Origin of the sequence: Clostridium sp. RTP31139st1_H3_RTP31139_211217, from assembly GCF_040227035.1 — a bacterium.
Lineage (GTDB): Bacteria > Bacillota > Clostridia > Clostridiales > Clostridiaceae > Clostridium > Clostridium saudiense.
The window spans coordinates 17,142-30,699 of sequence record NZ_JBCOAB010000015.1; the positions used below are offsets into that span (position 1 = coordinate 17,142).

Sequence of the window (13,558 nt, forward strand, 5' to 3'; positions counted from 1 at the left end):
ATTACACCTCCTTCTTAATTTTTCTGAATTCTAACTTATAATTAATAAAGAATTCGCATCCTATTAAGAAAAATAATATTATTCCTGTAATAATATCTGAAGCACTTTTATTAAGACCAAATTTTGTTGCAATTTGAATAGAACCTTGTTGCATAAAAATAAGAACTGCTGTAACTGGTATCATTGCAAATGTATTAAATTTAGCCATCCAAGCAACTATTATTGCTGTAAAACCAAATCCCCCTGCTATAGTTGTAGAAATTGTATGACTTGATCCACTAACAATAAGGCTTCCTGTAAATCCACATATTGCTCCTGAAAGAGCCATTGTTTTTAAAATTACTTTTTTTACATTTACCCCAGCATAATTAGCAGTATCAACCCCTTCACCAACTACTGATATTTCATAACCCATTTTGCTAGACTTTAAAAAGAAGAAGATTCCTATAGTTAATAAAGCTACTAAAATAATATTTAATCCATAAGTCATTCCAAATACCTTTGGAAACCATCCTGAATTGGTAATAGAATTAATAATTCCTACTGTATTAGATCCTTTTGGATTTTCCCAAAAAACAATACAGCAAGATACAATTTGTATTGCAACGTAATTTAGCATTAATGTAAATAATGTTTCATTAGTATTGAGATGAGCTTTAAAAAATGCTGGAATTAGTCCCCATATCATTCCTGCTACTGCACTAAATATAAAAATAAGTATCAATAAAACCCAATTTGATACCTTATCTCCCATATATATCATAAGAGCAGCTGCCATAGTTCCTCCCATAAGTACTTGTCCTTCTGCTCCTATATTCCAAAATTTCATTTTAAAAGCAGGTGTTAATCCAATTGCTATACATAATAACACTGTTATTTCACGAATTGTTGTCCATAGTCTTGTACTATTTCCAATTGCACCTTCTATAATTGTTTTATATATTTCTATTGGATTTAAATGAGTAATTGGTACAATAAAAAGTGCACATGCTATCAAAGCAAAAAAAAGTGCTATTATACGAATTCCCCAAGCTTTTTTTATAGAAATAGTATCTCTTTTTACCATATGAAACAGTGGTTCTTTATTTGCAAGTTGTAAGTTTTTGCTCATTTTCCTCACTTTCCTTTCCACTCTTCGTCATAAGAAGTCCTACTTCCTCTTTATTAGTTGTTCTAGCATCTAATATAGCTGCAACTTTTCCCTTATTTAAAACAACAATCCTATCACAAAGTTCAAGTAAAATATCTAAATCTTCTATAACACAAATAACTGCTACACCTTTTTTCTTTTGCTCATTTATAAGATTATATATTGTGTAAGATGAGTTTATATCTAATCCTCTTACTGGATATGCAAGCATTAATACTCTTGGATTAGAATTAATTTCACGTCCAACCAATACTTTTTGTACATTTCCTCCTGAAAGTCTTCCCACAGGAGTTTCTGCACTAGGAGTTACAATATCTAACTCTTTAATAATAGATAATGCTAATTCTTTTGCTTTTTTACGTGGAACAAAAAATCCTGAATTCTTTTTATAGTTTTTTAGCATCATATTATCAGTTATATCCATAGAAGATACCAGTCCCATACCAAGACGATCTTCTGGAACAAAAGATATCTTTATTTCATTTTTCTGAATATCATCTGAATTCATATTAGTTATGTTTATGTCCTTACCTTCTGATGAAGTATATATAATACTTCCACTTTTAATTTCTTGAATACCAGCTATAGCTTCTAAAAGCTCCTTTTGCCCGCTTCCTGCTATACCTGCAATTCCAAGTACTTCTCCACTATTAGCTACTAAAGATACATTATCTAAAGAATTTATTCCATCAGAATTAACACATGTTAAACCTTTAATTTCTATTCTTTTTTGTGGATTTATAACTTCATCTCTTTCAATATTAAGTACTATTTTTTGCCCTACCATCATTTCTGTAAGTGATTCAAAGCTAGCATCTTTTGTGTTTATTGTTCCTATATATTTTCCTTTTCTCAAAACTGAAACTCTATCTGAAATTTCTAATACTTCATTTAATTTATGAGTAATTATTATTATAGATTTTCCATCAGCACGCATATTTCGTAATACTGAAAATAATTTTTCTGTTTCTTGTGGTGTTAATACTGCTGTAGGTTCATCTAAAATTAAAATATTAGCTCCTCTATAAAGAACTTTTACTATTTCTACTGTTTGTTTTTGAGATACTGACATATCATAAATTTTTTGTGATGGATTTAGTTCAAATCCATAGCTTTCTGATAATTCCTTAATTTCTTTTTCAACTTGAACCATATTTAGCTTTTCTTTTTTTTCATTTCCAAGAATAATATTTTCTGCCGCTGTCAAAATATTAATTAATTTAAAATGCTGGTGTATCATTCCTATCCCTAATGAAAAAGCATCTTTGGGAGAACAAATATTAACTTTATTATCATTAATAAATACTTCTCCTTCATCTGGAAAATAAATTCCTGAAATTATATTCATAAGTGTTGTTTTCCCACTACCATTTTCACCTAAAACAGCTAGTATCTCTCCTTTATTAACAGAAAGACTTACTTTATCATTTGCAATAACTTGTCCAAACCGTTTAGTAACATTCCTCAATTCCAGTGCTACCTTTTCCACAATAAACACCCCTTTTTTTTAGTTAGGAGTTAATAGTTAAGAGTTAATAGTTAGTAGAATAAATTCAGCCGTGCTAAATTTTAAAAAACATATATTTTAAGTCCCCCCAAGTAGTTTCCCCCTCAACTATTAACTCAAAACTATTAACTATTAACTGATAAAAGACTTTTAACTATCTTACTCTATTCCGTCAATTTTAATATCAAATGATGGAGCTGATGCTGCTTCTGATTCATGATAATATCCATCAGAAACATAATCTGCATATTTCTTATAGTCTTCATTTGATTCAATTAAATCTTCTAATGAAGAACCATCTACAGTAAATTTACTTGTATCAAATACATGAATTGTACCATCTTTAATACCTTGCTCTACTTCTGCTACCTTTTCTTCAGTACCTTCTGCAATAGTATTTTTATTTAATTCAGTTATGCAATCTGCTCCTTCTGAATATCCCTTACACCAATCTGTATCAATCTTTTCACCATCCATAACAGCTTTTACTGCATAAGTATAATATGGACCCCAATTAATAGATGCTGAAGTTAATGCTGTGTTAGGTGCTGTTGCTATCATACTTACGTTATAACCAACTATTGGAACACCAGCAGCTTCACAAGCAGTTGCTGCACCTACTGTATCAGCATGTTGACTTATTAATACACAACCATCTGCAATTAAAGCTTCAGCTGTAGATTTTTCTAAATCCATACTTGCCCAGCTATTTGTATATTGAACTTCCATTGTAGCTGACTCACATACGCTCTTAACTCCAAGATAAAATGCTGTATAACCAGAAATTACTTCTGCATATGGATAAGCCCCAACATATCCAATCTTACATTTATCTGCTGTTATTTCTCCCTTTTCTATCATTTCATTTAATTTCATACCAGCTACTACACCTGATACATAACGTGATTCATAAATAGCTGTAAAATAATTATGCATATTACTTAATCCTGAGCTTGCAGCTTTAAATCCTGTAGCATGGCAGAACTCTACATCTGGAAATTCCTTTGCAGCTTCAATCATATAATCTTCATGTCCAAAACTATTTGCAAAAATAACATTACATCCTTGTCCAACTAAATCTTTTGCTGTATCATAACATGTTTGATCTTCAGGTATATTTGTAACTTCAATAACTTGATCATCAGATAAACCTAAAGCTTCTTTCATTTCTTTAATACCAGTCATATGAGCTTCCGTATATCCTTCATTTTCATCTCCAATGTAAATAATCCCAACCTTTATATCAGATTTTTCACTAGTAGAGTCTTCGCTTTTAGCAGTATTATCTTTATCCGTATCTTCTGTGCTTCCTCCTGATTGACATCCTACAAGCATCATTACTGTCATAGATAATGCCAAAATTAAACTTAACAATTTTTTCATAAATAACTCCCCCTTCTATATTTTTTGATAATATTTATAAATTTGTTTACATTTAACAAATACTACACTTTTAAAACTTATATTCATTATTTTTTATATTTCTTAAAAAAATAAAAAAACAAAGGTGCTGACATATATAAAATATGTTCAACACCTTTGTTGAATATTTCCATTTTTTATAATTTTAGTATACTACCCATTATTGAGTTGTCAAGTATTTTCCATTAATTAATCCAATAATAATCAAAACCATTCTTAAACTAATATATTTCTTTTAAACTTATTTTTAAATCAGTAAATACTGTACTAACATATTCATCTTCATTTTTATAAACATCAGAAATAATATATTGATTATCTACCAAAGAGTACTGTATAATTTTCCCACTTTGTTCTACAATATTATATTCTTCTACCTTAAACTTTTGATATACTGCAAGTTTAGTTATATAATCATGAGATGCCGTACTTTTAGAAACTACTTCAAATATAATTTTAGGAACTGAAGTAAAACTTTCTCCCTTTGTAGTAGCATTTTCACACATTACAAAAATATCGGGTTTATATTTATATAATTCATCTTTGCTTTGAAATATTACTTCTATTTGTTCATCAAAAGGCTCACATTTTGACCCTTTAAAGAAGTCATCAAGTTTAGATAATATTCTCCTTTTTATCCTATTATGCTCAATAGACGTATTTGAAGTTAAAAATATTGACCCATTATCAAATTCTGCTTTACCATTAAAATTCTTCTGAATTTCTTCAAAATCCTCTTCAGAGTAGATATAATCTTTAATAATATCCATTTTACCCCTCCTTACCACTCTTATTCTTACTTTTTATTATAGCCTAAACATATCTTTTCTTAAACATAAATTTTAATCTTAAGAAAGCTTCAATTTAATATCTATCTCTTCTTTTTCTATTACCCCTATTAAATCCATTTCTTCTGCTATTTCCCCTAAATACTTTCTTATATCTAAAGTCCTTACCATCATTCATCAATTCCTTACAAGCTCTACATCTTTCACTTGGATAATCCCAAGATAACTTTTTACCACAGTTTATACAAACTCTTTCATGATCTAAAAGATTAGTTAAAAGAAGTTCATTTATTCTATTTGCTGTATCTTCCTTTTCCATTGCAATATATCTATTATTTATCATCATATTAAAATTCTTACCAAAAGAATAATTTAATTCTAATGACTTATAATAACATTCAAGTTCATCAAGCTCCTTCTTTGAACTTACATTTTTCTTAAGTACTGGCTTCTTTAAATTTACTGCTCCAGAACTATACATCTTACAATACTCTTCCCACAATGCACATACTGCCTTATTATTTTCTTCAAAAGGTATTGTTGCCATTTTTAAAAGTTCTTCTTTTGAAGCCTCTATATTAAGCTTCTTTAATCTATTTAAAAGATAAATTATTGTTGTTACATCTGATTTTTCATAATATCCTTTTACAGGCATTGTACTCCATGTTTTTAAAGCATCTACAAGATCTATATTTATTTCAAGAATAGAATCTGGTATTCCTATAAAACATTTTTCAATTTTCTTTGTTTTTGCTTTTAATGCATCTCTTATCAAATTAGGATCGCTCATAGTTGCAACATAACCTTTATTATAGATACCTTTACGCCCTGCTCTTCCTGCTATTTGCTTTATTTCAGAAACATTTAATTTTCTTAGGGACACCCCATCATATTTTCTTGTTTCTAAAAATACAATACGTTTTATAGGAAGATTTACTCCCATTCCAATGGCATCTGTACATACTATTACTTCTGTTTCTCCATCTAAAAATCTTTCAAACTGTTTCTTTCTTGTTGAATATGGTAGTGATCCATAAATTATACTTGTTTTTATATTGTTATTAAGAAGCTGTGCTGAAACTGCAAGCGCCTTCTTTTTACCAAATACAACTAATGCATCTCCTGGTTTAACATCCTTATTTAAATCAAACTTTTTATCTTCAAATATCAGTTCCGTATCTCTTTTATGTTCAATAACTTCATATGTGTCATTACAATCTTTTATTAGCTTAATTATTACATCCTTTGCTTCTGGTGCCATACATATATGAACTTCTGGAGCCATTACACCTATTATAGCTCTTGTCCATGCCCATCCTCTTTGTTTATCCGCAATCATTTGAGCTTCATCTATAACACATACATCATAAGGAGTTCCAAGCTGTAGCTTTTCAATTGTTGATGATACATGCCCTGCATATGAAATAATATCTTCTTCTTCTCCTGTTAATAATGAACAAGATATATTTTCTGAATTAAGCTTATCTTGAATTTCAAGAGCTAATAACCTTAATGGTGCTAAATAAACCCCAGTTTCTACTTCCATAAGTCTTTCAATACTTGCATGTGTCTTTCCTGTATTAGTTTCACCAACATGAAGATAAAAATGTCTTTTCATCTCTCTAGTTTCTTTATATTCATATATTGGATTATCTAAAATTATTTCTTGAATTTCATCTTTTGCTTTATTTTTAATATATATATTTTCTGATGTCCATACTAAACCTTTTATACATATCCAAGGAATACATTCTTTAAACTCTATCATTTCATCAATAGATGGTGCTTTTTCATTTTCTTTTAAATATTCCTTATAAAGAATATTTTCAACTACTGCAATTCTTTTTATTATTTCATTAATTTTATCTTCCTTAGATACAAGGTTTCTTCTAAAGCCTGGTAAATTAACACTTTTATAATATCCAAAGACCATACTTTTAGCATCTTCTAAAAATAAATTCATATGTTCTTTTGTCTTATAAATATTCACATTAATAAGATTATCTAATCTTTTATCAATTGAATTAACAACCTTAACTTTAAGTCTATTTATTCCTTTTGTTGATGAACTTGCCTCTTCACAGCTTTCTATCATAAGCTTTATTAATTTTTCTTCATCATCACTTTTATCTTCTTCTACAATTTCTGTATAACAATCATTAGCAATACCAAGTGCTGCACAGCCCTTATCATAAATATCTAATAAAAGTTTTTCTTCTAATGGTGCTACCTTAACTGCAACTGCTGCACCCCATCTTGTTTTAAATCCGTTTCCTATTTCTACTTTTATTTTTTCTTCTATACTTCTTTTTTTATCATCATTTAATTCTTCTAAATCTAAATCATAATATACTTTTCCATCTCTAGTTCTCTTATACCATCTAACACTATTCCATATGAATTCATCATTATATTTACTTTTAAATTTTTTATATAATTCACCTTTTTTTTGCTCCATTATAGTTGCTACTTTTTCATATATAACAGTAGCAATATCTTTTGGCTCATACTTATATACAGGTGTATCATCATCATTTTCTTCAATTTCTTTTAAGTCTTCAATATATGAACCTTCCCATGATACTTCATATAAAAAATCTTTCACATATGTATAATCATAAATATTAAATGGTCCATTATCTATTAAATCGACCTTTGAATTTATATCATACTTATTGTAATTTGAATCATCTATTTGAACTTTATTAACTTCTTTTATGTATTTAACAATTTCTTTTATTGTTTCATTAATAAATTCATTATCTATGTATTTAGCTATTTCATTTTTTGTTTCTTTTCTTAGTGTACACTTAATTGAGCTCATCCCATCATTCCTTTATAAATTACTTTGTTATATTTTATGAATCTTAATTCTTTATCTTATACCTAGCCGTTGTAATACTTCCGTCTCTTTAAGAAGAAGATATAAACAGATATCACTCCAAGACTAAATTCCTTATTTTTTAACCAATTCTAGTTCTTAAATTAGTTAAAAATTCCCCTTTAAGTTAAAATTTCAATTTATATAACATACATTTTATCACTATAGGTAGTTTAACAAAAATATATGTATTTGGGTATTTATTTACCAAACTATTTTTGTACAAATCATTTCCATTGCATAATTCCCTAAATTCTGTTAAATTATAGTATGTATTCATCAAAAAAATACAAAAACTTTCATTTCTATTATGTCTATCAAAAGAATGCAAGGATTATTCCAAGGAACCCTTGTTGCTCAAGGAGCCTTTAGCATATATAAAACTGAAATAGTTAAAAGTCTTGATGGATGGTCTGATGCTATAGGAGAAGATATTGTATTAACATGGCAAATGTTAATGAAAAATAATAGAGTTTATTTTGAACCATTAGCTGTTTCATTTACAGATGTACCTACTAAGTTTTCTCATTTTTATAAACAGCGTTCAAGATGGGCAAGAGGAATGATTGAAGGATTAAGATTGGTAAAACCTTGGCAACAACCAAATATGTTTTTAAAATTTTTAACTGGTATTGATTTATTAATTCCTTATATGGATTTATCTTATACTATATTCTTCATTCCAGGATGTGTACTTGCATTATTCGGAAAGTTTTACATAGTAGGACCTATCATACTTCTTGTATTACCTATAACATTATTAACATTTATTATTTTTTACTTTAAACAAAAAACATTCTTTAAAGCATTAAATTTAAAAGTTCGTAAAAATAAATTAGGTTTTACTACATTTATTCTCTTTTATCAAATGATAATGTCACCTATTTCACTTATTGGATATCTTCAAGAATTATTTGGAGCTAAAAGAGTATGGAAATAAATAATCTCCTATCAACTTTTCATAAAATATTTACTTTAAATATAAATAAGCTTAAATAAACAAGCCGTATTCAGATTTAATTATTAAATTTAATCTAAATACGGCTTATTTCTATTTTTCATTAAATTTTATACACTAATCTTTACAGGTATCTTTATTATAAATTCTGTAATTGTATCATTACTAGAAACTGATACTTTACCATTATTTCTTTCTACTATCTCTTTAACAATAGCTAATCCAAGTCCATGCTCCTTATTGCTGTTTTCCTTTGTAGTAAATCCAACATCAAAAATCTTATCTATTATTTCATCTTCAATTTTAGGTCCATTATTTTGTATTTTAATAACAACACTATTAAGACTATAATAAGTTCTAACTATAATAAGACCTTTTTCATTCATAGCTGTTACAGAATTATTTAATATATTTGAAACAATCCTTTGTATCTCCATTTCAGATACATTTATATCTTCTAATGAAGCCTGCTCATCAACAAAAATATTAATACCTTTATGTTTTATACCATTAACTATCATAGAAATAATTGAATCGTTATTATATATTTCAACTTCAGATATAATATTGTCATGTCCATTTATTATGGACTTTAAAGAATCCGTAAGCTTGTCATATTTCCCCATAAGACACAATCCATATAAATATGAAATTTGAGAACCATAATCATGCTTTACTTTCTTTAAATCATTTATTTTTTCTTCTAATTCTTTATTTAATAACATAATTTCTTTTGATTTTTTTTCAATACTTGCAAAATATAATATAATTCCTATAATAAATAACCCTGTCATTACAAATATGATATTCTTAATTATTAGGTTATCTATATCATATACTATAAAATTATAAGCTATTACCAAATCAGCTACTACAGTAGTTATTATTAATGACATCATAGATAAGTTTTTACTTCTAACAAATAAGTAAATTCTATAAATTAAGTCTTTTCTCAATAATATAAAAATATCCACTATAAAATATGGTACATATGTAATCATTATATATGCAAATTCTAACTTCTCAGTAGGAATCCCACCTTTGAAATATAAAAATAAATTAGACATAATAAGTGTATTAATATTTATAAATAAATATACAATAGATATAGAAATAGTTGCTCCTAATGAGTCATTTTTAAATACGATTATTCCCATAAGTATTAATACCAAATGAGTAAAAATTATTCCTATACTTGAACTTCCTACTAAATATGTTGTTAAAGTAATAATAAGCCAAAAATTCGCTATTAAAAGTCCGAGCTTTAATTTACTATTTTTATCTCTATATTTAGTACAAAAATTGGGAATCAAAACTAGTACTAAGCTCTGAAGTATCGTATTAATTACATCTGCTAACCTTATAATTTCTGTTTTCATTACTTTTTACCTTTCATCATCCATCAATTTTATATTTATTTTTCAACAAATTTCCCTATAAAAATAACTATCTCATTTCTTTTTTCATATCTTATCTCGAATTATATCATATTTTTTCTTATTATTATACGTTTTTTATAATCATTATTAAATTTTTATAACTTTTTTTATATTATTAAGAAAACCAGTAAATATATGTTACCGCATAACTACTTAAATTATTTAACTCATATTTTATTAAAATATAAATTTATAAAATTATAAAATATATAAGCAAAAAGAGTTAGTATATTTATTATTTGCATAAACATATTAACTCTTTTTTCACTATATAAATAATATTTAATTTAAAACTAATCTAAATATGAAAAAAGAACCCTAGCAATAACTATGGTTTCTTCCTTAATCTCAATATTAATCAACTTTAGTTTTATAAGCTTCCATCATTACAAATACAGCCGTTAAGATATGCATTATCATTCCTAAAAATGGTATCCATCCAAGAGCATTACCTACAATCCCTAAAATACTACCTGTTATAGGCAAGTCCTCCTTTTTTGATAATACTAAATTTACAATATGGAATGCTAGCATAGCTGCTAATGGTACCCATACTAATCCTATTATTATACTTGCACCTATTACTGGAATACCTAATAAAGCTTCGATTCCTCCAGCAACCCATTTGGTTACTCTTACTGTCTCCTTCATAATTCTCTCCTAATAAACTATTTATTAATTCCATATTATATATTCAAAATACCTTAATAAAATTCCTATATATTTAACTTAGTATCATCTATACATTTTTATTGGTTTACATATATTATTGGGGCTACTTTTAATATATTATTTATACTAAATTCACACTACTAATCATTCTCTTATTAAAAGATGGAATATCATCAACTTCTTCAAAATCATCATTAATAATGACAATTTCATTTCCATCAGTAACAACACCATACTTAACAGTATCAAAAATATTCATACATATCTTAAGATGACTAATTTCACTCTCTGTTCCTGCTCCTAATTTATTACTCTTAATAAAAATAAATGGTACTTTATCTTTATTTTCATAAACATATACAACAATATCAACTACTTCAGCCTTAGCTTCTATATTAACTTTAACTTCAACATCTATTAAATCCTTAGGATATCCATATCTATTCATAAGCTCACTAATAATCCATTGTCTTGTGATTTCTTCACTTTTATAAATATCGTCAATCTTATAAGTAAATAAATACTCATCAATATCAATCCTATGTAATTTTCTAAAATTACACTTAGAATTAATTCTTAAATACTTACAGCTTATATCTTTAATAAATTTAGATGGATTTCCATAACTACTTAAAAATAGCTCTTCTGTAGCTCTAGTCATTCCTACATATAATAATCTTCTATCTATAGATTCAACAAAATCACTATCTTCAAATTCATTTGCAAAATCTCTTGAAGGAATAATTTTATCATTAAGTCCAGCTATTATTACAGCCTTAAACTGTAACCCCTTAGCACAATGCATAGTAAGAAGTTTTACACAATCTTCATTAAAATCTAATTCTTCATTACTTTCTAGTTCTTTATAAGGAATATTATTTTTTTCTAAGAAAATCTTAATATCCTTAAGTTGATTTTTAAACTTACTTATTATTGCAATATCTTTGTAGTCATACTTATTTTTTAGCTCATTTTCTATTGTTTCAGCAATATATTCTGCTTCTGATACTTTATTTTTAAATCCTCTATATACTGGATAAACCCCTTGTTTATCAATTAATGATGGCTTTACAAAATTATCATCCTCAAGGATATTTTTATCATCTTCAATTAAACTATATGCTGCATATGCTATTTGCATTGTTGTTCTATAACTCTTTGATAGTGATGTAGATTTGCCTGTCATATCAAGTCCTATACTAGTAAAGCTTCTTCCCTTTACAAGCCAAGCTTCTGGATAAATACTTTGTGCTGTATCTGAAACAAATAACATACTAGAATAGCTTCTATTCATATATAATGTTTTAATAAATTCTAATTGTACTCTTGTTAAGTCTTGTGTTTCATCAACTATAATATGAGTGTATTTTTCTCCAACTTCCCTTTTTGCTTGCCTTAATGCCATTAATGCAACATCTTGAAGATCTACTAGCTTTTCTTTTTTTAAGTTATCATTATATTGAATCATTACTTCAAAAATAGCTTTTCTTATCTTAGAATTCTTTCTTAATTTGTGTGTTGATTCCACATTATTATTTGATATTCTTCCTATTCTATCAATTGTTTGATATTCTTCAATGTCTGTATAATTACAGGATTTCATCCACCTTATTTCTTCTATAATAAAGGTAAGATTCTTTCTATCTAGTACGTTTACTTTTTCATACTCTTGTTTTACTACATTTATTGCTTCCACCATAGCTTTATTTATTTGCTTTTCAGTAGCAACTCTTAATTTTTCTAGCTTTTCTTCTTTAATATATGAAGTAAAATACTTAAACATCATATTATCAATAGTTTCTATATATAGCTTGTCCTTATCTCCGCTTTCATATATTCCTAATGTTAATTGTTCATTTTCTTTATTTCTTTCTATTTCTTCATATATATATTTAATATAATTTATTAATGATTTGTTATATGTAATAACAAGGATTTTATCATCTTTTTCATAAGTATAATCTTTTAATAAAAATGGTATTTTGTGTACTGCTACTGTAGTTTTTCCCGAACCTGCTACCCCTTTAACTAGTACATGACCATTAGGTTTGTTTTCAATTATTCTTCTTTGTTCAACATTCAACCTCATTGTACTCTCTCGTTTCCCCTTTTATTTTATCTATAGCACAATTATACCATATTTTGTATATTAACTCTTCTATAAATCCTTTTTTCTTAACTATTAAAACCTTAACTTTTTAATTCTTACCACCCACTATTCTAAACTTGAATATTCTCATTTGTATTACACACAATAATCTTGAAAGGAGGCTATTTTATGAAAAAATATATTGCTATATTTCTGATTTTAATTGGATTAATATCTACTACATTTATTTCAATACCTGCATTTACTAAAAATATCTTTACAGAGGGTGTTTATAAATCGTCTGATTTTAACTTTTCAGAAGATAAAACTTATTTTGTACAGAACGTTTCATCAGAAAACGCTGTTTTCTTAACCCTTTATGACGAAAATCAACTTGTAATTCAAAGTATCCGCTTAGAAGCTAATTCAAATAAATATGACTTAATTCCACTTAAGCCTGCTTATAGGATCGTCATAGTTGGAAATGGAGAGGTTTTTATTGATCCTAGGGAACAGTAACTTTACCTCTTTATTACTTTAATATCATTTATGCTTCAAATTTAAAGAATAATATTTTTGAATTGCTAACCAAAAAATACCGCATATTCCTTTTGAATAATACGGTATTTTTATTAGTTTGAGATTTAAATAT

The 13,558-nt window shown here is 26.9% G+C and carries 10 protein-coding genes; 2 read left to right on the forward strand and 8 right to left on the reverse strand.

Going from position 1 to position 13,558, the window contains the following annotated elements; all coding sequences use genetic code 11:
* Position 1: 1 nt before the first annotated feature.
* The 5 genes from ABUA17_RS08420 to ABUA17_RS08440 form a co-directional block, all read right to left on the reverse strand.
* The gene (locus tag ABUA17_RS08420; protein WP_195952464.1) at positions 2-1,111 is read right to left on the reverse strand and encodes an ABC transporter permease; all 1,110 of its coding nucleotides are present in this window, start codon (positions 1,109-1,111) and stop codon (positions 2-4) included.
* Positions 1,083-2,642 (reverse strand): ABC transporter ATP-binding protein, encoded by a 1,560-nt coding sequence (locus ABUA17_RS08425; protein ID WP_042395645.1) that lies wholly within the window; start codon positions 2,640-2,642, stop codon positions 1,083-1,085. The genes ABUA17_RS08420 and ABUA17_RS08425 overlap by 29 nt, the downstream gene beginning before the upstream one ends.
* A gap of 174 nt (positions 2,643-2,816) precedes the next feature.
* Positions 2,817-4,040, reverse strand: coding sequence for a BMP family ABC transporter substrate-binding protein (locus tag ABUA17_RS08430; protein WP_042395544.1), 1,224 nt, complete (start codon positions 4,038-4,040; stop codon positions 2,817-2,819).
* Between the two features lie 260 nt (positions 4,041-4,300).
* Positions 4,301-4,849 (reverse strand): Uma2 family endonuclease, encoded by a 549-nt coding sequence (locus ABUA17_RS08435; protein WP_055292086.1) that lies wholly within the window; start codon positions 4,847-4,849, stop codon positions 4,301-4,303.
* Between the two features lie 94 nt (positions 4,850-4,943).
* Positions 4,944-7,691: a helicase-related protein gene (locus ABUA17_RS08440; protein WP_055276626.1), complete on the reverse strand. Its 2,748-nt coding sequence runs from the start codon at positions 7,689-7,691 to the stop codon at positions 4,944-4,946.
* A gap of 367 nt (positions 7,692-8,058) precedes the next feature.
* Here ABUA17_RS08440 and ABUA17_RS08445 point away from each other — a divergent pair, with 367 nt between their 5' ends.
* The gene (locus ABUA17_RS08445) at positions 8,059-8,688 is read left to right on the forward strand and encodes a glycosyltransferase family 2 protein (protein ID WP_195952465.1); all 630 of its coding nucleotides are present in this window, start codon (positions 8,059-8,061) and stop codon (positions 8,686-8,688) included.
* Between the two features lie 128 nt (positions 8,689-8,816).
* Here the strand turns inward: ABUA17_RS08445 and ABUA17_RS08450 are convergent, their stop codons facing one another.
* From ABUA17_RS08450 to ABUA17_RS08460, 3 genes are all read right to left on the reverse strand, one after another.
* Positions 8,817-10,085, reverse strand: coding sequence for a sensor histidine kinase (locus ABUA17_RS08450; protein ID WP_207743365.1), 1,269 nt, complete (start codon positions 10,083-10,085; stop codon positions 8,817-8,819).
* Positions 10,086-10,499: 414 nt separating this feature from the next.
* Positions 10,500-10,796: a hypothetical protein gene (locus ABUA17_RS08455; RefSeq protein WP_042395531.1), complete on the reverse strand. Its 297-nt coding sequence runs from the start codon at positions 10,794-10,796 to the stop codon at positions 10,500-10,502.
* Positions 10,797-10,938: 142 nt separating this feature from the next.
* Positions 10,939-12,906 carry a UvrD-helicase domain-containing protein gene (locus ABUA17_RS08460; protein WP_070098870.1) on the reverse strand — a complete coding sequence of 656 codons (1,968 nt, stop codon included), beginning with the start codon at positions 12,904-12,906 and terminating at the stop codon, positions 10,939-10,941.
* Between the two features lie 189 nt (positions 12,907-13,095).
* Between ABUA17_RS08460 and ABUA17_RS08465 the strand changes: the two genes are divergently transcribed.
* A complete protein-coding gene (locus ABUA17_RS08465) occupies positions 13,096-13,425 on the forward strand; it encodes a hypothetical protein (protein WP_195952466.1) in 330 nt (109 codons plus the stop codon).
* Positions 13,426-13,558: the final 133 nt, after the last annotated feature.

What these genes read in the sequence shown, in the direction of transcription:
- ABUA17_RS08420 (WP_195952464.1), bottom strand. Translation starts at nt 1,111, where the DNA reads ATGAGCAAAAACTTACAACTTGCAAATAAAGAACCACTGTTTCATATG.
- ABUA17_RS08430 (WP_042395544.1), bottom strand. Translation starts at nt 4,040, where the DNA reads ATGAAAAAATTGTTAAGTTTAATTTTGGCATTATCTATGACAGTAATG.
- ABUA17_RS08435 (WP_055292086.1), bottom strand. Translation starts at nt 4,849, where the DNA reads ATGGATATTATTAAAGATTATATCTACTCTGAAGAGGATTTTGAAGAA.
- ABUA17_RS08440 (WP_055276626.1), bottom strand. Translation starts at nt 7,691, where the DNA reads ATGAGCTCAATTAAGTGTACACTAAGAAAAGAAACAAAAAATGAAATA.
- ABUA17_RS08445 (WP_195952465.1), top strand. Translation starts at nt 8,059, where the DNA reads ATGTCTATCAAAAGAATGCAAGGATTATTCCAAGGAACCCTTGTTGCT.
- ABUA17_RS08450 (WP_207743365.1), bottom strand. Translation starts at nt 10,085, where the DNA reads ATGAAAACAGAAATTATAAGGTTAGCAGATGTAATTAATACGATACTT.
- ABUA17_RS08455 (WP_042395531.1), bottom strand. Translation starts at nt 10,796, where the DNA reads ATGAAGGAGACAGTAAGAGTAACCAAATGGGTTGCTGGAGGAATCGAA.
- ABUA17_RS08460 (WP_070098870.1), bottom strand. Translation starts at nt 12,906, where the DNA reads ATGAGGTTGAATGTTGAACAAAGAAGAATAATTGAAAACAAACCTAAT.
- ABUA17_RS08465 (WP_195952466.1), top strand. Translation starts at nt 13,096, where the DNA reads ATGAAAAAATATATTGCTATATTTCTGATTTTAATTGGATTAATATCT.